Annotated in this window: 18 protein-coding genes, 1 tRNA gene and 1 pseudogene; 11 read left to right on the top strand and 9 right to left on the bottom strand. The window is 73.7% G+C overall.

Annotated elements, in window-relative coordinates; genetic code table 11:
• The first annotated feature begins 31 nt into the window (after nucleotides 1-31).
• From GA0070213_RS06465 to GA0070213_RS06485, 5 genes are all read left to right on the top strand, one after another.
• The gene (locus GA0070213_RS06465) at nucleotides 32-2,872 is read left to right on the top strand and encodes a thiamine pyrophosphate-dependent enzyme (RefSeq protein ID WP_091058950.1); all 2,841 of its coding nucleotides are present in this window, start codon (nucleotides 32-34) and stop codon (nucleotides 2,870-2,872) included.
• Between the two features lie 110 nt (nucleotides 2,873-2,982).
• Complete coding sequence (locus GA0070213_RS06470; protein ID WP_091058954.1) at nucleotides 2,983-3,420, top strand: DUF3052 domain-containing protein; 438 nt, start codon at nucleotides 2,983-2,985, stop codon at nucleotides 3,418-3,420.
• An 8-nt stretch (nucleotides 3,421-3,428) separates the two neighbouring features.
• Nucleotides 3,429-3,896 carry a peroxiredoxin gene (locus GA0070213_RS06475; protein WP_091058957.1) on the top strand — a complete coding sequence of 156 codons (468 nt, stop codon included), beginning with the start codon at nucleotides 3,429-3,431 and terminating at the stop codon, nucleotides 3,894-3,896.
• An 80-nt stretch (nucleotides 3,897-3,976) separates the two neighbouring features.
• Nucleotides 3,977-4,051, top strand: a tRNA-Val gene (locus tag GA0070213_RS06480).
• A 171-nt stretch (nucleotides 4,052-4,222) separates the two neighbouring features.
• Complete coding sequence (locus tag GA0070213_RS06485) at nucleotides 4,223-5,272, top strand: hypothetical protein (protein WP_091058960.1); 1,050 nt, start codon at nucleotides 4,223-4,225, stop codon at nucleotides 5,270-5,272.
• A gap of 136 nt (nucleotides 5,273-5,408) precedes the next feature.
• Here the strand turns inward: GA0070213_RS06485 and GA0070213_RS06490 are convergent, their stop codons facing one another.
• A complete protein-coding gene (locus GA0070213_RS06490) occupies nucleotides 5,409-6,374 on the bottom strand; it encodes a phosphotransferase enzyme family protein (protein WP_091058963.1) in 966 nt (321 codons plus the stop codon).
• A gap of 51 nt (nucleotides 6,375-6,425) precedes the next feature.
• Entirely contained in the window at nucleotides 6,426-6,905 is a 480-nt protein-coding gene (locus GA0070213_RS06495) for a hypothetical protein (RefSeq protein ID WP_139128632.1), read from the bottom strand.
• Between the two features lie 58 nt (nucleotides 6,906-6,963).
• On the opposite strand from GA0070213_RS06495, the gene GA0070213_RS06500 reads away from it, so the two are divergent.
• Nucleotides 6,964-7,299 (top strand): glyoxalase superfamily protein, encoded by a 336-nt coding sequence (locus GA0070213_RS06500; protein ID WP_091058970.1) that lies wholly within the window; start codon nucleotides 6,964-6,966, stop codon nucleotides 7,297-7,299.
• Nucleotides 7,300-7,303: 4 nt separating this feature from the next.
• Here the strand turns inward: GA0070213_RS06500 and GA0070213_RS06505 are convergent, their stop codons facing one another.
• Nucleotides 7,304-9,151 carry a glycoside hydrolase family 15 protein gene (locus tag GA0070213_RS06505; RefSeq protein ID WP_091058973.1) on the bottom strand — a complete coding sequence of 616 codons (1,848 nt, stop codon included), beginning with the start codon at nucleotides 9,149-9,151 and terminating at the stop codon, nucleotides 7,304-7,306.
• A gap of 58 nt (nucleotides 9,152-9,209) precedes the next feature.
• Complete coding sequence (locus GA0070213_RS06510) at nucleotides 9,210-10,187, bottom strand: NAD(P)/FAD-dependent oxidoreductase (protein ID WP_091060076.1); 978 nt, start codon at nucleotides 10,185-10,187, stop codon at nucleotides 9,210-9,212.
• A gap of 79 nt (nucleotides 10,188-10,266) precedes the next feature.
• Between GA0070213_RS06510 and GA0070213_RS06515 the strand changes: the two genes are divergently transcribed.
• The 3 genes from GA0070213_RS06515 (at nucleotide 10,267) to GA0070213_RS06525 (ending at nucleotide 13,382) form a co-directional block, all read left to right on the top strand.
• Entirely contained in the window at nucleotides 10,267-10,851 is a 585-nt protein-coding gene (locus tag GA0070213_RS06515; protein WP_091058976.1) for a helix-turn-helix domain-containing protein, read from the top strand.
• Between the two features lie 233 nt (nucleotides 10,852-11,084).
• A complete protein-coding gene (locus GA0070213_RS06520) occupies nucleotides 11,085-12,575 on the top strand; it encodes an NCS2 family permease (protein WP_091058980.1) in 1,491 nt (496 codons plus the stop codon).
• An 18-nt stretch (nucleotides 12,576-12,593) separates the two neighbouring features.
• Nucleotides 12,594-13,382: an alpha/beta fold hydrolase gene (locus GA0070213_RS06525; RefSeq protein WP_091058984.1), complete on the top strand. Its 789-nt coding sequence runs from the start codon at nucleotides 12,594-12,596 to the stop codon at nucleotides 13,380-13,382.
• A gap of 14 nt (nucleotides 13,383-13,396) precedes the next feature.
• Here GA0070213_RS06525 and GA0070213_RS06530 read toward each other — a convergent pair whose 3' ends face one another.
• The 4 genes from GA0070213_RS06530 to GA0070213_RS06545 all read right to left on the bottom strand — a co-directional run bounded on the left by GA0070213_RS06530 (nucleotide 13,397) and on the right by GA0070213_RS06545 (nucleotide 17,297).
• A complete protein-coding gene (locus tag GA0070213_RS06530; protein ID WP_091058987.1) occupies nucleotides 13,397-14,836 on the bottom strand; it encodes an MFS transporter in 1,440 nt (479 codons plus the stop codon).
• Nucleotides 14,837-14,909: 73 nt separating this feature from the next.
• Nucleotides 14,910-15,389: a MarR family winged helix-turn-helix transcriptional regulator gene (locus GA0070213_RS06535; protein WP_091058989.1), complete on the bottom strand. Its 480-nt coding sequence runs from the start codon at nucleotides 15,387-15,389 to the stop codon at nucleotides 14,910-14,912.
• Nucleotides 15,390-15,420: 31 nt separating this feature from the next.
• Nucleotides 15,421-16,797 carry a hypothetical protein gene (locus GA0070213_RS06540; RefSeq protein WP_139128633.1) on the bottom strand — a complete coding sequence of 459 codons (1,377 nt, stop codon included), beginning with the start codon at nucleotides 16,795-16,797 and terminating at the stop codon, nucleotides 15,421-15,423.
• Entirely contained in the window at nucleotides 16,794-17,297 is a 504-nt protein-coding gene (locus tag GA0070213_RS06545) for a SigE family RNA polymerase sigma factor (RefSeq protein WP_091058996.1), read from the bottom strand. The genes GA0070213_RS06540 and GA0070213_RS06545 overlap by 4 nt, the downstream gene beginning before the upstream one ends.
• Nucleotides 17,298-17,426: 129 nt before the next feature.
• On the opposite strand from GA0070213_RS06545, the gene GA0070213_RS06550 reads away from it, so the two are divergent.
• Nucleotides 17,427-18,653, top strand: coding sequence for an ROK family protein (locus GA0070213_RS06550; protein WP_091060079.1), 1,227 nt, complete (start codon nucleotides 17,427-17,429; stop codon nucleotides 18,651-18,653).
• Between the two features lie 106 nt (nucleotides 18,654-18,759).
• Nucleotides 18,760-18,965: pseudogene (locus GA0070213_RS06555) on the top strand (DUF397 domain-containing protein).
• Between the two features lie 2 nt (nucleotides 18,966-18,967).
• Here GA0070213_RS06555 and GA0070213_RS06560 read toward each other — a convergent pair.
• Nucleotides 18,968-19,906 carry a phosphotransferase gene (locus GA0070213_RS06560; RefSeq protein ID WP_091059000.1) on the bottom strand — a complete coding sequence of 313 codons (939 nt, stop codon included), beginning with the start codon at nucleotides 19,904-19,906 and terminating at the stop codon, nucleotides 18,968-18,970.
• Nucleotides 19,907-19,958 lie beyond the last annotated feature (52 nt).

A 19,958-nucleotide genomic window follows, 5' to 3' on the forward strand; every position in this document is an offset into this window, starting at 1 on the left:
TCCGACTGGGCGAGGCGGGCCCGAGTCGGTAATGCTGTCCGACGTGACCACCCCGCACGATCTCGACGACCGGCTCCGCGCCGACCTGGCCGCGCTCGGCGCGCCGGAGCGGCGGCGCGACCTCGGCGAACCGCTGCCCGACGGCGGGTCGTTGACCGGGGCGCAGGCGCTGGCCCTGTTCGACGCGCAGCTCACCAGCCGGCTGCTCGACCTGGCCGGGCGCTGGCTGCGCGGCTTCGGCGAGGGGTACTACACGATCGGTTCGGCCGGCCACGAGGGCAACGCGGCGGTTGCCGCCGCGCTGCGCCCGACCGACCCGGCGCTGCTGCACTACCGGTCCGGGGCGTTCTACTGCCTGCGCGCCGCCCAGGCTGCCGGCGCCTTCCCGTCCGCCCCGCCGGCTCCGACCTCCGCCGCCCCACCGGCTCCGACCTCCGCCGCCCCACCGGCTCCGACCTCCGCCGCCCCACCGGTCGACTCACCGGCCCCGCCCCGGTCCGAGGCGCCGGGCCCGCCGGACGCCGCTGACAACGGACCCGCCGGCCCGGACGACGCCGTCTCTTCCGCTTCTCGGGATGAGCGTTCCGAAGGCCGGGACGCGTCAAGATCTTGGTACGAAAGTGCCCCCATGGGGGCCGTTCCGTACCAAGATCTCGATCCGGCGACCGATCTTGCGCTCGTCGACGGGGAGTCGCTCGTTCCGGGCGGCGCGGACCGGCGCGGCGGCGCGGACCTGTCGGGTGACGGCGAGCTGTCGGGTGACGGTGGGCTGTCGGGTGACGGTGGGCGCGGGGGCGTCGACGGGGGTGGGCCGTTGGGCGAGGTGCCCAGCGGGGCGGAGCGGCTGCCGGCGGGGGCGCTCGTGACCGTGGACGCGGACGGCGACGCGACCGTCGGCGTACCCGATCTGCCGTCGCCGTCGCTCGACGACGCCTACGCGGCGGCGGCGCGCGACGTGCTGCGGGGCATGGTCGCCTCCGCCGCGGAACCGATCGCCGGCGGCCGGCACAAGGTCTTCGGCCGGGCCGACCTCGCGGTCGTGCCGACCACCTCCACCATCGCCTCGCACCTGCCGCGGGCGGTCGGGCTGGGGCTGGCCCTGGAGCGGCTGCGCCGGGGCGGCCCGCGCGCCGACGCCGACCCGGAGGTGGCGGCCTGGCCGCCGGACGCCGTGGTGGTCTGCTCGTTCGGCGACGCCTCGGTCAACCACGCCACGGCCGCCGCCGCGCTCAACACCGCCGGCTGGTACGACCACACCGGCCTGCGGATCCCGGTCCTGTTCGTCTGCGAGGACAACGGGTTCGGCATCAGCGTGCGCTCACCGGAGGGGTGGGTGGCCACCGCGCTGCGGTCCCGACCCGGCATCCGCTACTTCGCCGCCGACGGCACGGATGTGGTGGAGACCCACCGGGTGGCGGCGGAGGCGGCGGCCTGGGTGCGCCGGCACCGCCGGCCCGCCGTGCTGCACCTGAGCACGGTCCGGCTGATGGGGCACGCCGGGGCGGACGCGGAGACCGCGTACCGGAGCCCGGCGGAGATCGCCGCGGACGTGGCGCGGGACCCGCTGCTGGTCACCGCCCGCCGGCTGGTCGAGGCCGGCTACGCCGCCGGGGAGGACCTGCTCGCCCGGTACGACGAGCGGGGCTGGCAGCTGCGCCGGATCGCCGAGGAGGTGCTGGACGAGCCGAAGCTGGCGTCCCCGGTCGAGGTGGTGGCGGAGCTGGCGCCGCGCCGGCCGGTGCGGGTGTCCCGGGCGGTCGCCGAGTCGGCGGCGCACGCGGCCGGGCCGGGCGCCGGTGCCCGGGCGGAGGCGTTCGGCGGCAAGCCGCCGGAGCTGACCGGGCCGTTGACGCTGGCGCAGAGCATCAACGCGGCGCTCGCCGACGGCATGCTCGACCACCCGCGGATGGCCGTGTTCGGCGAGGACGTGGCCGCGAAGGGCGGCGTGTACGGGGTCACGAAGGGCCTGCGGGACCGGTTCGGGGCGGCCCGGGTGTTCGACACGCTGCTCGACGAGACGTCGATCCTCGGTCTCGGGCTCGGCGCCGGGTTGGCCGGCATGCTGCCGGTGCCGGAGATCCAGTACCTGGCCTACCTGCACAACGCCGAGGACCAGCTCCGGGGCGAGGCGGCCACCATGCGGTTCTTCTCCCGGGGCGCGTTCCGCAACCCGATGGTGGTGCGGGTGGCCGGTCTGGCCTACCAGGAGGGCTTCGGTGGGCACTTCCACAACGACAACTCGGTGGCGGTGCTGCGCGACGTGCCGGGGCTGGTGATCGCGGTGCCGGCCCGGCCGGACGACGCCGCGCCGATGCTGCGTACCTGCCTGGCGGCGGCCCGGGTCGACGGCACGGTGTCGGTCTTCCTGGAGCCGATCGCGCTCTACCACTCGCGTGACCTCTACGCCGAGGGCGACGGCGAGTGGCTCGCCGAGTACGCCGAGCCGGGCGCGTGGGCGGACCGGCACGTGCCGATCGGCCGGGCCCGGGTGTACGGGATCGGTTCCGCCGAGGACCTCACCATCATCACCTTCGGTAACGGGGTGCGGATGTCGCTGCGGGCGGCCGCCACGCTGGCCGAGGAGGGCGTCGGCAGCCGCGTGGTGGACCTGCGCTGGCTCGCCCCGCTGCCGGTGGCGGACCTCATCCGGGAGGCCTCGGCGACCGGTCGGGTGCTGGTGGTGGACGAGACGCGCCGCTCCGGCGGGGTGGGCGAGGGGGTGCTCGCCGCGCTCGTCGACACCGGCTACGTCGGAGCGGCGCGCCGGGTGGCCGCTCTCGACACTTTTGTACCATTGGGTCCGGCTGCCCATCATGTTCTGGTGTCCGAGGAAGCCATTACCCAGGGTGCCCGTACGCTGCTGGCACGGTAAATTCCGTTCCACCCGGTGCGCCACTTGCGCAGCGAGCCGCAACTGTGTGGACTGGGCACCACGGCGTCGCACGACGCCGGAGCAGGCATGAGATGAGGAGGCACGCGACAGTGAGCGCGACCGCTGGTCAGGCCGCCGACGGGGTACGCAGCCTGGCGGACCGGTTCGGGATCGAACCGGGCATGGTCGTCATGGAGATGGGCTACGACGAGGACGTCGACACCGATCTTCGAGACGCCCTGACCGACCGCTGTGGAGAACTTGTCGACGAGGACACCGACGAGGTGGTCGACGCGGTCCTGGTCTGGCACCGCGACGGCGACGGTGACCTCTTCGAGCTCCTCGTCGACGCCCTCGGGCCGCTGGCGGACAACGGCGTGGTCTGGCTCCTGACGCCGAAGGCCGGCCGGGACGGCCACGTCGAGCCGAGCGAGGTCGCCGAGAGCGCGCAGACCGCCGGGCTCCAGCAGACCTCCACCATCAACGCCGGCCGCGACTGGAGCGGCGCCCGCCTGGTGCTGCGGCGCGGTTCCAAGAGCAAGAAGTAGGAGCGCGCATGCCGATCGAGGTGGGCGCCGAGGCGCCCGACTTCCTGCTCAAGGACCAGAACAACCAGGAGGTCCGGCTCTCCGACCTCCGCGGTCGCAAGACCGTGCTGCTGGTCTTCTACCCGCTCGCCTTCACCGGCATCTGCCAGGGTGAGCTGTGCGAGGTGCGGGACAACCTCAACGAGTACGTCAACGACGACGTCCAGGTGCTGACCGTCAGCGTCGACTCGGTCTACGCCCACAAGATCTGGGCCGACCGGGAGGGCTACCAGTTCCCGCTGCTGGCCGACTTCTGGCCGCACGGCGCGGTGGCCCAGGCATACGGCGTCTTCAACGAGGTCGCCGGCATCGCCAACCGGGGCACCTTCGTCATCGACCGGGCCGGCGTGGTCCGCTTCGCGGAGATGAACATGCCCGGCGAGGCGCGCGACCAGCAGGGCTGGCGCAAGGCGCTGGCCGAGGCGGTCACCGGCTGATCCCACCCCTGACACGTCGGTCGACCGGGCCGGAGGCCGGCAGGTAAGCTTGCCGCTCCGGCCGGCCGTACGGGCGTTCCGGGCGCGTAGCTCAGTGGGAGAGCACTCGCCTTACAAGCGAGGGGTCGCAGGTTCGAAACCTGCCGCGCCCACCACACACCAGCAGCGAAAACCGCCACGCCGCCTTCGCCGAGGACTTCCCGTCCGAGCGGGCTGACTGACCGCGGTCTCCGGTGCGGCCGTCCAGCCGGTTGCGCGACAACGACCGGTGTCTCTATAACTACTGTCGGCCCCACCGACCTCCGGGGGGTCTGACGGGGGAGATCATGAGGAGAAGATCGGTTTTCGCTGCCGGCGTTCTGGCCGCAGTCCTGGTCATCGTCAGTTCGCCAGGCCCGGCCCAGGCCGCTGACGTCCTGCAGGTCAACGGCGCCTACAGCGACTCGCCAAATCCGGGCACCCTGGTTGTCTCGGTCACCTCTACGCAGCCGATCGCCAACATCCTGGCGGAGGTCGTCACCGAGGACACCGGTGCCCCGGTCGCCCAGACCTCGAGCTTCGCGCTCCAGTCACAGACGTCGGATGCCGCCTTGTGGGCCACATCAGCGCCTCTGATCCTCGACGCGCTCGGCGACTATGTCGTGCACGTCGAGGTGACCGATGTGGCGGGCAACCACGTCCGACAGGAACGGGCCGGTTCGCTTCTCTACCGGGTCGTCACCTTCCTGGACGGAGTCACCGCCGCCCCCAGCACGGTCGACTACGACCGCCGCCAAGTGACCGTTCGCGGAACGCTCAAGGGCCGCTGGCCCGGCACCGGCGAAGTCCGCCCGCTTGCCGAATTCCCCATCGACGTCAACGGATCGGACGGCTCGCCCCCGGTCAGCACCGCACCCGACGGGTCCTTCAGCAGCACTGTCACCATATTCGGCCCCGCTCCGGAAGTGACGGCAACGTACTACGCCTCGCTCGACCGACCTTACTTCGAGCAATCCGAGCCGGTCCGCTTCCCGATCACGATCGATCCCCGGCAGACACGAGTCACCGCGAAGGTCGACCGCACCAGAGTTGTCGCCGGCCGCAGCGTGCAGGTCAGGGGCCAGTTGTCGTGGCTGACCTCGGCCGGCTGGGCCCCGTACGCCAACCAGGCCAGCGTCATCTACTTCAACCTCTGCGACGACAACGGCTGCTACGCCACCTACGGGCCTACGGACACCGACGCCAAGGGGCGGTTCGTGGTAGACATCGTGCCCTCCCAGACCGGGTACTTCCACGTCGTGTTCTCGCCGAACGATCCGTTCAACGGCCGGTTCATCGCCGACAGCGCGACGCGGACCGGGATCGTCACCGTCTTGCCAGCCGGTCCGCTGCGGTAGTGGAACGCACCGGCGAGCCGACCCGGCTCGCCGGTGCGCCAGTGAATCGATCGTTCACCCCGCCGGCCACATTCGTCCCGCAGGCTCTGGTGGAACCGTTCCACCTTCCCGGGCGCCCACCACCCACCACCGCAGTTCAGGGCGCGTAGCCGGGGTCGGCGACGGTCTCCGCGATGCGGGTGAGCCAGTACAGGTCGTTGGCCCGGGACTCGGCACTCGCCTGCGGGTCGAGGACGCCGGCGAGGAACGCGGCGACGTCGTCGAGGCGCCGCTCTTCGCGGTACCAGCTCAGCAACGTCGGCTCCGGCTCCACCGGCCCGTACCCCTCGCGGAACAGCGCGGCGCGGCGCGCGTCGATCGGGTGGTCGCCGAAGTCCTTGCTGTGCACGAACATCAGGTCCCGCTCGCGCGGCGCGAGGATCGGCGCGTCCCAGTCCACCACGTGCAGCGGGCCGTCGCCGTCGGCGATCAGGTTGCCGGGGTGGATGTCGGCGTGGCAGATGACGTGCGGGGCTTGTGGGACGCGGGCGGCCAACTCGTCGACCGTCTCCGCCAGCCGGAGCAGCGCGTCGCCGTACCGGTGCCAGAACGCCCCGAGGGACTCGCTCGTGGCGGCCTGCTCGCCCAGGGTGCACAGCCGCTGCCCGGCCTCCGACCGGTAGGTCTCGACCGGCAGCACGGCGGCGATCTCCGGGCTCGGCCGGACCGCGTGCAGGTGGGCGAGGAACTCGCCGTACTCGATCCACTGGCGGTCGGTCAGTCCCCGACCCCAGAGGCTGCCGCCGTCGCGGTACGGGTAGAGCAGCAGTTCGTCGTCGCCGAACCGGTGCGCGGCCCCGCCGCCGGCCAGGTCCACCGGCGCGACGACCTGCCGGACGCCGTGCGCGCGGAGGAATCCGGGCAGCGCGACGGCCGCCGGGGTGAACTCGCCGCGGCGCAGCTTGAGGAACCAGCGCCCGCCGTCGGACGTGTCCACCCGGTAGGCCCACGCCTGCCCGTCCAGACCGACCGGCAGGAACACGAGGTCGGCGATGTCCAGGGCCCAGGCGGCGGCCACCTCGGCCGCCAGGAGCCGCTCGTCCACGCCCGGCTTGTCGATCACCGCCGGAGCGTCGCAGGTCGTGACGCGCCGGACAAGCGAATTGCCCGGCCGTCAGGGGAGCGGCTCGACGATCTGGACGCCATGGGCGCGCAGCACCGCCTCGACCCGCTTCCGGCCGGCCGACTCCGGTTGCCGCCAGAGCCAGACCTGCCCGACCAGGACCGCGTTGTTCGGCCCGGGCACGTCCCACCGGCCGCCGTTCGGGTACACGGCGAGCGCGAGCCGGCCGAAGCCGGGGCGGGCGATCCCGGCCTGGTGGATCTCGGACCACCGGTAGCTGCGGGTGACCGTGCCCCGGTGCCGGACCAGCAGCCCGATGTCGTCGGCGAGCAGCGCGCCGTCGCGGTGCCGCCAGGCCGAGACGACTGTGGCGGCGGTCATCCCGAGGGGCGCGATGAGCGAGGCGAAGCCGCCCCGGAGGGAGAGAACGACGATTAGGGTGAGCAACCCGAGCGGCACGAGCACCGCCGGCCACCACCGGGATGCGAACAACACCACCGGCTCCGCGCCGGGCCCCCGTTCCTCCGCCACGTGAGCGTTGGTGCCCGGATCGGCGTCGATCGACACACCCGGCGCGCACAATGCTCGGATGGCCGAACGACTGGCGCCGATCCTGCGGGTCCGCGACGCGGACGCCGCCGTCACCTGGTACGCCCGGCTGGGCTTCGCCCGGCTGTGGGAGCACCGATTCGCACCCGACCTGCCGCGCTACACCGGCATCGGCCGGCCGGGTATGGAGATCCACCTGTCCGAGCACGCCGGCGACGCCACCCCCGGCACGTTGCTCTATCTCTACGTGGACGACGTCGACGCGCTGGCGGCGGCGTGTGGCGGGGTCGAGGTGCGCAGCCAGGAGTGGGGGCGGGACTTCGAGGTGACCGACCCGGACGGCAACCGGATCCGGGTCGGCACGGTGCCGGGCTGAACCCCTACTGGCGGCGGCGGGCGTCGGCCTCGGCGTCGAGCAGGTCGTTCAGCGCCAACGCCGAGTTGATCAGCGAGAGGTGGCTGAACGCCTGCGGGTAGTTGCCGATCTGCTCGCCGGTCGCGGCGATCTCCTCGGCGTACAGGCCGAGGTGGTTGCTGAAGGTGAACATCTTCTCGAAGGTGAGCCGGGCGTCGTCGAGTCGACCGGTGCGGGCCAGTGCCTCGACGTACCAGAACGTGCACATGTTGAACGTGCCCTCGTGGCCGGGCAGGCCGTCGGGGGAGTGCACCGGGTCGTAGCGGTGGACCAGGCTGTCGGAGACCAGGTCCCGCTCGATCGCGGCCAGCGTGGACTTCCACAGCGGGTCGCTGGGCGTCACGAAGCCCACCGCCGGCATCGCCAGCAACGCGGCGTCCAGCACGTTCTCGTCGTACGCCTGCACGAAGCTGCCGCGTTCCCGGTGGTAGCCGCGGGCCATGACCTGGTTGTAGATCCGGTTGCGCTGCTCCATCCAGCAGGACATGTCGCCGGGGCGGCCGGTGCGGGTGGCCAGGCGGATGGCCCGGTCCAGCGCGACCCAGGACATCACCCGGCCGAACGTGTAGTTGCGGGGGTGGTGGCGGCTCTCCCAGATGCCGGCGTCGCGTTGGTCCCAGTTGTGGCAGAGCCAGTCGACCAGCCGGACGGTGCTCTTCCACACCTGGTGCGACACCCGGATGCCCTGCTCGTCGGCGAGGTGCATGGCGTAGAGCGCCTCGCCGTGGATGTCGAGCTGGAGCTGGTCGGCGGCGCCGTTGCCGATCCGCACCGGGCGGGAGCCGCGGTAGCCCTCCAGGTGTTCCAGCACCTCCTCGTGCAGGTCCGAGGAGCCGTCCACGCGGTACATGATCTTCAGCGGGTCCTGGTGGTCGCCGGCCTCGCGGATCCGCTCGTCCAGCCAGTCCATGTAGCTGCTGACCTCCTCGGTGAAGCCGAGGCCGAGCAGCGCGTGCACGGAGAACGAGGTGTCGCGGACCCAGGTGTAGCGGTAGTCCCAGTTGCGGGTGCCGCCGACCAGTTCGGGCAGCGCGGCGGTGGGCGCGGCGATCATCGCGCCGGTCGGCGCGTACGTCATGAGCTTCAACGTGATCGCCGAGCGTTCCACCATCTCGCGCCAGCGGCCGGTGTAGCGGGAGCGTTCGACCCAGCGCCGCCAGTAGTCCCGGGTCCACTCGAACATCCCCTGGACCTCTTCCGGGGAGATGATCCGCGGTTCGGTGCCGGCCGTCTCCAGCACCACCCCGCCGGTGTCGCCCTCGTGCAACGTGCCGTACGCGACGAGGTCGCCGTCGTCGAGGCGGACGTCGCCGCCCTGGGCGATGAGCTGCCGCACCGGGTCGACCGGGTTGAACGTGAGCGACGCCGACGGGCTGCGGAAGACGTACCCGTTCTGGTGGCGTTCGAGCTGGTGCTTCTGTCGGGCGTAGTCGAAGCGGGGCCGGCACTCGACCCGGAAGCGCATGCTGCCCCGGACCATGTTGACCATGCGGACCAGGCGGTGCGCGTCGGTGGCCCGTTCGCCGGTGACCGGCATGAAGTCCATCACCTCGGCGACGCCGTCGGCGCTGATGAAGCGGGTGATCAGGATCGGCGTGCCGGGCAGGTAGAGCTGCTTGGTGACGTACCGGACGTCGTCCGGGGCGATGCGGAAGTAGCCGCCCTTGTCCTTGTCCAGCAGCGCGGCGAAGACGCTCGGCGAGTCGAAGCGGGGCGCGCAGAACCAGTCGATCGTCCCGTCGCAGGTCACCAGCGCGGCGGTCTGGAGATCGCCGATGAGCCCGTGGTCCTCGATCGCCGGATAGCTGTCCACGTCGCCCCCCGCGCTCGGCTGCTCCTGCGCATTCCAACCTAGGGGAAGAATTGTCAGGTTAGGGCCGTTTCGTGTAGTCGGCCGTCTCGCGGCGCGCCTCGACCGCCCGGCGGGTCTCCTCGGCCACCAGGTCCGCGTTGATCATCGCCGCCGTCCGGGCGCCGGCCGCCGCCGCGGCACCGACCTGGGCGGACAGGTCGGTCACGTTGCCCGCCACCCACACCCCGGGAACATCGGTACGCCCCGCCGGGTCGGCCGGCACGTACTCACCCGACCCGCTCTCGTGCGGCGTCGCGCGCAGGCCCAGTGCCGCCAGGAAACCGGTCCGCGCCACCATCCGGGGCGCGACGGTCAGCACCTCGCGGGCGACCGTGCGGCCGTCGCGCAGGCGTACCCCGGTCAGCCGGTCCCCGGCGACCTCGACGGCCGCGACCTCGCCCTCGACCACCGGCACGCCACGCGCGGCGAGCTGCTCCGCCTGCTCGTCGGTGAGCGGCGGGGCGGTGTGGCGGAGATAGACCACGTCGTCGCTCCACTGCCGGAACAGCAGCGTCTGGTGCACCGACAGCGGTCCGCTGCCGACGACCCCGATCGGCCGGTCGCGCACCTCCCAGCCGTGGCAGTACGGGCAGTGCACCACGTCCCGACCCCAGCGCTCCCGCAGCCCCGGCACGTCCGGCAACTCGTCCACCAGGCCGGTGGCCACCAGCACCTGGCCGGCCCGCACCCGGCGACCCCCGGCCAGTGCCAGGTCGAAGCTCGCGCCGTCGCGGGTGACGGCCTCGACCTCGCCGGCGAGCAGTTGACCGCCGTACCGGCGGACCTCGTCGCGCCCGCGTGCCAGCACCTCGGCCGGCGGCACACCGTCGAGGGCGAGCAGCGCGTGCACCCCCTCGGCCGGCGCGTTGCGCGGGCTGCCTCCGTCGATCACCAGCACCGACCGGCGCGACCGGGCCAGCATGAGCGCCCCGCTCAGGCCGGCCGCGCCGCCGCCGATCACCACCACCTCGTAGCCGTCCGTCCGTAGCTCGGTCATCGTGACCACCTCCGCGACCAGCCTCCGACAGTCAGTGGTGAAACCGCAAACCTTCTTGCCGTTGTGGCAAACTGGTGCGATGGACGACGACCTCGACCAGGCCCTCGACGCGGTCGGCCCCCGCCTGCGCGCGCTGCGCCGAGAGCGGGAGACCACGCTCGCCGACCTCTCCGCCGCCACCGGCATCTCGGTGAGCACACTGTCCCGGCTGGAGTCGGGCGGCCGGCGGCCCACCCTGGAACTGCTGCTCCCGCTGGCCAAGGCGCACGGCGTCACGCTGGACGAGCTGGTCGGGGCGCCGCCCACCGGCGACCCCCGCATCCACCTGCGGCCGGTCGCCGCGTTCGGGATGACCATGCTGCCGCTCACCCGCCGCCCCGGCGGCATCCAGGCCTACAAGCTGATCATCCCGGCCGGCGGTCGGGCCGAGCCCGAACCGAAGACCCACGAGGGGTACGAATGGGTCTACGTGCTCAACGGCCGGCTGCGCCTGGTGCTCGGCGAGCACGACCTGGTGCTCGCCCCCGGCGAGGCGGCCGAGTTCGACACCCGGGTGCCGCACTGGTTCGGGCGCGCCGACGACCAGGGGGTGGAGTTCCTCAGCCTGTTCGGCAGCCAGGGCGAGCGGGCGCACCTGCGGGCCCGGCCCCGCGACCGGGAGTGATCCTGCACACGCCTGGCACACAGCGCCTGCTCAGCTCGGGTTACCGGCTGGTTAGGGTGGGCCTCGCGAAGTCGTCTCCCGGCCACCGGGATGCGGCTTCGTAGTGCTTCACGGTGTCCGTGGAGCCCAGCCGTCCCGACGTTCTCCGGGCCAACCGCACCGGGACGGCTGCACCCCCACCGCCCGTCCGGCGACGACCGGCGGGCCAACCCGGAACGGAGTACGCCCACGCCATGAGCGTGTCCACGCAGGACCCCGCTGCCCCGGTCGAGCCGACGGAACCCGCCCCGCGCGGCCGCCTCGACAGGTACTTCGAGATCACCCGACGCGGCTCGACCGTGCGGCGCGAGGTGCTCGCCGGGCTCGCCACGTTCGCCACGATGGCCTACATCGTGGTACTGAACCCCCTGATCATCGGCACCGCGCCGGACGTCGACGGCAACCTGCTCGGCATCGCGCCGGTCGCCGGCGTCACCGCCCTGGTCGCGGCCGTCATGACGATCATGATGGGCGTCGTCGGCCGGGTGCCGTTCGCCGTCGCCACCGGCCTCGGGCTGAACGCGTTCGTCGCGTACGCGGTGGCCTCGCAGATGACCTGGGCCGAGGCCATGGGCCTGGTGGTCGTCGAGGGGCTGATCATCACCGTGCTGGTGCTGACCGGCTTCCGCAGGGCCGTCTTCCGGGCCATCCCGGCCGAGCTGAAGGCCGCCATCGCGGCCGGCATCGGCCTGTTCATCGCCATGATCGGGTTCGTCGACGGCGGCCTGGTCCGGCGGGTGCCGGACGCGGCCGGCACCACGGTCCCGGTGCAGCTCGGCGGCGACGGCACGCTGCGCGGCTGGACCACCGTCGTGTTCCTGGTCGGCCTGCTGGTCACCGGCATCCTGGTGGCCCGCAAGGTCAAGGCCGGCGTGCTGATCGGCATCGTGCTCACCACCGTGGTCGCGGTGATCGTGAACGCGCTCGCCAAGCCGGGCCCGGCGTTCGTCGACGGCAAGCCCAACCCGCAGGGATGGCGGCTCAACGTGCCGACGCTGCCCGACCCGCTGATCCAGAAGCCCGACCTGCACCTGGTCGGCAACGTGTCGTTCGGCGCGTTCGCCCACGTCGGCCTGATGACCGCCCTGCTGCTGGTCTTCACGCTGGTGCTGGCGGACTTCTTCGACGTCATGGGCACCACGGTCGGCCTGGCCAAGCAGGCGAACCTGGCGACCGAGGACGGCACCGACATGCCCCGCCTCGGCAAGGTGCTCTTCGTCGACGGCGTCGCCGCGGTCGCCGGCGGCGCGGGCAGCGCCTCGTCCGCCACCACGTACGTGGAGTCCTCCTCGGGCATCGCGGACGGCGGGCGGACCGGCCTGACCAGCGTGGTCACCGGCGTGCTCTTCCTCGGCGCGCTGCTGCTCACCCCGCTGGTGTCGCTGGTGCCCAGCGAGGCCGCCGGCCCGGCGCTGGTGGTGGTCGGCGCGCTGATGATCCGCCAGGTGAAGGACATCGACTTCACCGACCTCGGGGTGGCCGTGCCGGCGTTCCTGACCATGACGCTGATGCCGTTCACCTACTCGATCACCAACGGCATCGGCGCCGGCTTCGTGAGCTGGGTGGCGATCCGGGTGGCGCAGGGCAAGGCCCGTCAGATCCACCCGCTGCTCTGGGCGGTCGCGGTGGCCTTCGTGGTCTACTTCGGCATCAACCTGGTCAAGGCGATCACCGGCGTCAGCTGAGCCCGCGATGATCGGCGGGTGAGCTACGCGGACGTCCGAGGCCTGCGGGTCTGGTACGAGGAGCACGGCACCGGTAAGCCGCTGGTGCTGCTGCACGGCTCCTACGGCTCGACGGAGACGTTCGCCGCGGTCCGGCCCGCGTTGGCCGCCCGCCGCCGGCTGATCGCGGTCGACCTGCGGGGGCACGGTCGCACCGCCGGGCTGGACCGGCCGCTGCGCTACGAGTCGATGGCCGACGACGTGGCCGCGCTGCTGCGCCACCTCGACCTGCCCCAGGTCGACCTGCTCGGCTACTCGCTCGGCGGCGGGGTGGCGCTGCGTACCGCGATCCAGCATCCGGCGCTGGTCCGCCGCCTGGTCCTGGTCTCCACCCCGTTCCGGCGGCGGGGCTGGCACCCCGACGTGCTGGCCGCGATGTCCGCCCACGACGAGCGCGCCGGCGAGCGGATGCGCGGCACCCCGGCCCACGAGCGGTACGCGCGGGTGGCGTCCCGGCCGCAGGACTGGCCGGCGCTCTGGGCCCGGAGCGGTGAGCTGCTGCGCCGTGACTACGACTGGTCGGCGGGGGTGGCCGCGCTGCCGATGCCGGTGCTGCTGGTCTTCGCCGACGCCGACGCGATCCCGGTGCGTCACATGGCCGACTTCTTCGACCTGCTCGGCGGCGCGCGCCGGGACGCGGGCGCGGATCGGCCCGCGTCCCGGCTCGCGGTGCTGCCCGGGCTGACCCACGACGACGTGGTCGCGTCACCCGCCCTGCCGGCGGCGGTGCTGCCGTTCCTCACCCACACCGCACGCGCCCCCGGCTGACCCGGGAGCTTCCGTCAGGCGGCCAGGACCTCGGTGTTCTCCGGTCGTGCCGGGTCCGCCGTCGGGCGCGGGCGCAGCATCGCGTACGCGATGACGGCGGCGACCGCGACGAGCCCGGCGCCGACCGCGAACGCGAGGTGGAAGCCGCTGGTCAGCGCCGGGGCCGCTGCGTCGCCGGCCGCGATCCGGTCGGCCGTGCGGGCGGCGGCCAGGGTGGACAGCACCGCGACGCCGAGCGCCATGCCGATCTGCTGGGTGGTGTTGAACAGCCCGGAGGCGAGGCCGGCGTCCTCGGCGCGGGCGGCGGACATGCCCAGCGTGGTCAACGCCGGCAGCACCAGACCGAACCCGGCGGCGAGCAGCATCACCGGCAGCACGTCGGTGCGGTAGTCGCCGTCGACCGGGACGCGGACCAGCAGCGCGAAGAGCGCGACGAGCAGGACGAGCCCGGCCAGCAGCACGGCCCGCTCGCCGAACCGGGCGTTGAGCCGGGCGGAGGCCCCGAGTGACACCGCGCCGATGGTCACGGCCGCCGGCAGCAGGGCCAGCCCGGTGCGGGTGGCGTCGTAGCCGAGCACCTGCTGGAGGTAGAGGGTGACCAGCACCTGGAACGCGAACGTCGCGGCGACGGTGAGCACCTGGACGAGGTTCGCCACGGCGACGCCGCGCGAGCGCAGGATCCGCAACGGCATGAGCGGGCGTCGTGCGGTGGCCTGCCGCAGCACGAAGCCGGCGAGCAGGGCGACGGCCAGGCCACCGAGGCCGAGCGTGTGCGCGGACGTCGCGCCGTACCGTTCGACGGTGACCACGGCGTAGATGCCGAGCACCAGGCCGGCGGTGACCAGCAGCGCGCCGAGCACGTCGGCGCCGGCCGCGAGGCCGAGACCCCGGTCGGTCGGCAGTGCCCGGACCCCGAGGGCGACAGTGGCCACGCCGATCGGCAGGTTGATCAGGAAGATCCAGTGCCAGCCGAACGCGTCGGTGAGCAGGCCGCCGGCCACCTGGCCGATGGCCGCGCCGGCGGCTCCGGTGAAGCTGAACACCGCGATCGCGCGTCCCCGTGCGCCGGCGTCGGGGAAGAGGGTGACCAGGATGCCGAGGCTGACCGCGGTCGCCGCCGCGCTGCCGACCCCCTGGAGGAAACGGGCGGCGACCAGGACGGCGGGGGAGCCGGCCACGCCGGCGAGCACCGAGGCGGCGGTGAACAGCCCGGTGCCGGCGAGGAACAGGGCGCGGCGGCCGACGAGGTCGCCGAGCCGGCCGGCGAGCAGCAGCAGACTGCCGAAGGCGATCAGGTAGGCGTTCACCACCCAGCTCAGCCCGGTCGGGCTGAAGCGCAGGTCGCGCTGGATGGCGGGCATCGCCACGGTGACGATGCTGCCGTCGAGGATGGTCATCAGGGCGCCGGTGGCGAGCACGAGCAGCGCGAGCGGACGGGAGCGCGGAGCGGACATGGAGTCCTCCTGTCGAGAGGTACGACAGGAGGACCGTAACGGATAGTTCCGTTACAGACAATCTCTTTGAGTCCTACTGGCGGGCCCGGCGGGCCGGACGCGGGCTCGGCACCGGATCGGCCAGGTGGCCGGCGGTCAGGTGCGCCAACGCGCGCAGGAGGGCGTCCCGCTCGTCGTCGGGCAGGCTGGCCAGCGCCTCCGCGTGCACCCGGTCGACAATCTCCTGACTCCGCGCGGCCACCCGCGCCCCTTCCTCGGTCACCGCGACGATCCGCGCCCGCCGGTCGGTGCTCGACGGGCGGCGCTCGGCCAGCCCGGCCCGCTCCAGCGCGTCCACCGTGACGACCATGGTGGTCTTGTCCATGTCGCCGATCTCGGCCAACTGGATCTGGGTCCGCTCCTCCGGCAGCGCGTGCACCAGCACGCAGTGCATCCGCGCGGTCAGCCCGATCTCCGCCAGGGCCGCGGCCATCCGGGTGCGAAGCACGTGACTGGTGTGGTCGAGCAGGAACGACAGGTCCGGGGTGGCGCGCGACGGGCCCAGGGCGGTCATGTCGCCAGCGTACCCACGGTTCCGTGCCGGATCATCCGGCACGGAACCGCCACGGTCGGGTCCGGCGACGACGCAGGATCCGGTAGACGGCCAGCCCACCCAACGCCAGCACCGCGACGCCCAGGCCCCACCACACCCGGCCGCCCAACCCGGACGGCGGGTGCGCCTCGCGGACCCGGCCGGCGTGCACCACCGCGTCCGCCACGTCGATGGCGAGCACCTGGTCCGGCGCGGTGAGCAGCGTGGTCGGCGCGGCGGCGCCCGGCGTCAGCCCCAGCACCCGGATCGACCGCACGGCCTGGTACCAGGTCCGCTCGCCCATGTCCAACGGCCTGCCGGTGGGCGGGGCCGGCGCGTTCGGCTCCGGCCGGTACGCGACCACCCACGCGCCCCCGTCCGCCTGCCAGCCGAGCAGCCGGATCGCCCGCACCCCCGAGACGGTCGGCAACGCCGGCGCGGGCAGCGCCCGCCCCTCGACGTCCACCCGGCCCAGCCGCCACCGGTCGGTCGCCGGCTCGCGTTCGACCAGGGCCAGCGAGCCGTCCGGCAGCCAGGCGCCCTTGCCGGCCAGGGCGCTCTCCGCCGGCAGCGCGAACGAGGTCAGTTGCCGTCCGTCCGCGCTCGACACCAGCACCTTGTCGCCGACCTGGTAGGCCAGCCGGGACCCGTCGGCGGTGAACGCCACCGGGGTGCCGAAGACCGGCACCTGCGTGGTCTCCAGCAGGCGGACCGCCCGGCCGGTGTCGATCCGCAGCAGGCTGAGCGTGTTGAGGTGGGCGCTGACCTCCGGGTTCGCCGGCGTGGTGTCGCGGACCACCAGCGCCGACCCGTCCGGCGCCCAGCCGGCCGGATCGGTCATCGAGCTGCCCGCGCGTGGGCTGGGCAGGTGCCGGGTCACGCCGGTGACCAGGTCGACCAGGTTGATCCCGGGCCGGAAGCCGGACCGGTCCGGCACGGCCAGCCGGCGCCCGTCGGGGGAGAGCAGCACCCCCTCGCCGGCCGGCACCTCGGCCCCCACCGTCCAGGTGCGGTAGCGGTCCGCGTCGGCGGCGACGATGCCGACCGTGCCGTCCTCGTCGGTCAGCCCGGTCAGCCCGCGCGCCTGGCCGCTGAACGCCACCGACGCCGGGCCGAGGCGCGGCCGGTCGGTGGCCCGCAACGCGCCGAGCGGCGGCAACCCGAGCCGGTCCGGCAGCGCCGCCGCACCCGGGTCGGCCGGCGCGGGCGCGGCCCGCCCGCCGCCGCGTACCGCCGGCGGCACGGCCGCCGCCAGCGCCAGCACCACCGCGACCACCGCGACGGTCCGCAACCGCGTGCGCCGCGCGGTTCGCACCGCCCGGTCGTGCACCGGGTACGCGGGCACCTCGGCCGCCGCCTCCCGCAACGCCTCCCGCAGCCGTACGCTCACCGCCCGCTCCTCTCCGGTGTCCGCTCCCACAGGCCGGGGACGAGGTCCCGGAGCCGGCGTACGGCGTCGTGTCCGTGCCGTTTCACCGTGCCCACCGAGCAGCCGAGCACGTCGGCGACCTGCGCCTCGGTCAGGTCCTCGTAGTAGCGCAGCACCACCACGGCCCGCTGCCGCGCGGTGAGCAGCCGCAGCGCCGCCACCACGCTCAACCGCAGCGCGGTGTCCTCGGTGTGGTCGCCGCCGCCCCGCTCGGCCGGCGACGCGTCCAGCCGTTCCGCCACCCGCCGTCGGCGCCACCACGACACCTGCTGGTGGTACATCACCCGGCGCACGTACGCCTCGGGGTCGCCGTCGCGGATCCGCCGCCAGTGCCGGTAGGTCCGGGCCAGCGCGCTCTGCAACAGGTCCTCGGCGAGGTGGTGGTCCCCGGTCAGCAGGTACGCGGTCCGCGACAACGCGGGCGACCGCTGCACCACGAACTCGTGGAACGTCTCCGACATGCCCACCCCCTCGCTGCAATGAACGCCTGTCGGCCGCCGGAAGGTTGAGGCGTCCCGGCTGGTGGCTGCCGTCGATGTGAGCCACCTATCCTCGGATGACAAGCCATGGGTCAGCTGACGGGGTGGTCGATGCTGAGGGATCCGGCCGCGGACCGGCACGTGCCGGGCGACAGCCGGCGGCGCAACCTCGGTGCGCTGCTCCGGCGGGTCCACCTGGGCGGCCCGGTCTCGCGTGTCGGGCTCGCCGATTGGCTGGGCGTCAACCGCAGCACGGTCATGGCGCTCACCGCGGAGCTGGCGGCGGCCGGCCTGGTCCGCGAGATGCCCGCCTCGGCGAGCGGACGCGCCGGGCGACCGTCCTTCGTGGTCCGGCCGGAATCCGAGGCCGTCCACGTCCTCGCCTTCGACATCGCGGTGGACCGGCTCGTGGCCGCCCGCGTCGGGCTGGGCGGGGCGGTGTCGGCCCGGCTGGAGGCGGAGCGGCCCCGGGCCGGGGCCGACCTGGACTCGGTGGTGTCCGTGCTGGCCGGCTTCGGGCGGGAGCTGCACCGCGACGCGCCACCGGGGTCGGTGTGCGTGGGCGTCGGGGCGTCCTACTGCGGGATGATCCGGCCCGGGGACGGGATGGTGCGGTTCGGACCCGACATGGGCTGGGTCGACCAGGCGTTCGGCGCCGAGCTGGCCCGCCGGTTGGACCTTGGCCTCCCGGTCCTGGTCGGCAACGAGGCGCACCTGGGCGCGATGGCGGAACACCAGCGCGGCGCCGGCGTCGGCGCGCAGAACCTGATCTACCTGCACGGCGACGTCGGCGTCGGCGGCGGGATCATCGTCGGTGGGGACCTGCTCGACGGCGACGGCGGGTACGGCTCCGAGGTCGGTCACATGGTGGTCAACCCCGACCGGGGGCGGCCCTGCGGCTGTGGCTCCCGTGGCTGCCTGGAGGCCGAGGTGGGTGAGCGGGCGCTGCTCGACGAGGCCGGCCGCCCGGCCGACCACCGGGGACGTGACGCAGTGCGGGCCGTGGTCACCGCCGCCGGCCGGGGCGACGCGGCCGCCCGCGAGGCGCTCGGGCGCATCGGCGACTGGCTGGGCATCGGGGTGGCGAACCTGGTCAACCTGTTCAACCCCGGCGTGGTGATCTTCGGCGGGACGCTCCGCGAGGTGTTCCCGGCGGCGGCGCCCCAGGTCCGCCGCCGGATCACCGCCAACGTGCTGCCCGTCTCCCGGGACGAGGCCCGCTTGACCGTCTCCGCCCTGGGCTACGACGCCACCCTGATCGGCGCCGCCGACCTGGCCTTCTCCCCACTCCTCGCCGACCCCCTGCGCGCGCCCACCCGAACCCCAACCCCCCGCTAGCCCTGCCGCCCCCTCCCTCCCTCCCTCCCTCCCGCCCCCTCGTCGATCATGGAGTGGTGGTTGTGGACCGAACGGTTGAACCCGGCATTCCTGGCGCCACAACTCCATGATCGACGACGCCGGCCGGCCAGGGCGTTCGCTGCCCTGGCGGCGGTCGACCCGTTCGGGCTCCAACGGTGGCGCCTGCGTCGAGGTGGCGGACGATCTGCCGGGGTCGTCGGCGTGCGCGACAGCAAGGACCTGTCGGGCCCCACCCTGGCCTTCGCGTCCGCCTCCTGGCGCGCCTTCGTCACGTACCCGAAGCGGGTTTGACCTTATTCGCCCAGCCGGCGGGCCAGCCAGGGCAGCAGCGCGTCGCCCTGCAACCGCTGGAACGCCCGCACGGTGGGGATGCCGGGCGGCGGCGGCTGCCGGGCGCCGTCGAGGAAGAAGCCGGTGAAGCCGGCCAGTGCCCCGGTCAGGTCGGCCGGGTCGACGTGCGCGGTGAGCGGACCGGTGGCGAGCAGCGCGTCCGGGTCGTGGCCGCCGTACACCTGCACGTTGACGACGGTGAGCAGGGTGTCCAGCCAGGCCGGCCCGCGGCAGGCCCAGGGCCAGTCGACCACGGTGACCGTACCGTCCGGGCCGAGCAGCAGGTTGTCGGCGCGGACGTCGAGGTGGCAGAGCGTGTCGCCGGCCAGGGCGGCGAGGCCCCGGTCGGCGGCGGCGCACAGGTCGTCCAGGTGGGCCCGGGCCCACGGGCCGAGGTCGGCCGGCGGCTCCTCGGCGATCCGCCGCCAGCCGCCGAAGTCGTGCGCGAGCGCCTCGGCCGCGGCGGTGGTCGCGACGGCGGGGGCCGGGGTGAGCGCCGCGGCCATCGTCTCCAGCGTGGACAGCACGGCGGTCAGCTCGGTCGCCTGCCACGGGGTGGCCGGGTGCCGACCCTCGACGTCGGCGTAGACCAGGGTGATCCACTCGCCGTCGTCGTGGCTGCCGAGCAGCCGGGGGGCCGGGGTGGTCGCCGGTAGGGCGGCGGCGATCCGGGCCTCGGCCCGGTGCATGGCGGGGCTGCGGTCGTTCTGCGCCGGGCTGACCGCCTTGACGAACGCCCGCCCGCCCCGGGCGGTGCGGACCCGGTCGGCGGTGCCGGGGGAGAAGCCGCCCGGCTGCGACTCGGCCGCCACCACCCGGTCGTCGAGGATGGCCTCCACCGCGGTACGGACGTGGGCGGGCAGGTCGCGCCATGTGATGCGGGTCTTCGTCGGGCTGCTCACCGTCCCACCGTGCGTGCGCCCGCCCTCGGTGGCAACCGAGTTAGGAAGGCGA

The sequence above is a fragment of the Micromonospora humi genome (assembly GCF_900090105.1).
Classification (GTDB): domain Bacteria; phylum Actinomycetota; class Actinomycetes; order Mycobacteriales; family Micromonosporaceae; genus Micromonospora; species Micromonospora humi.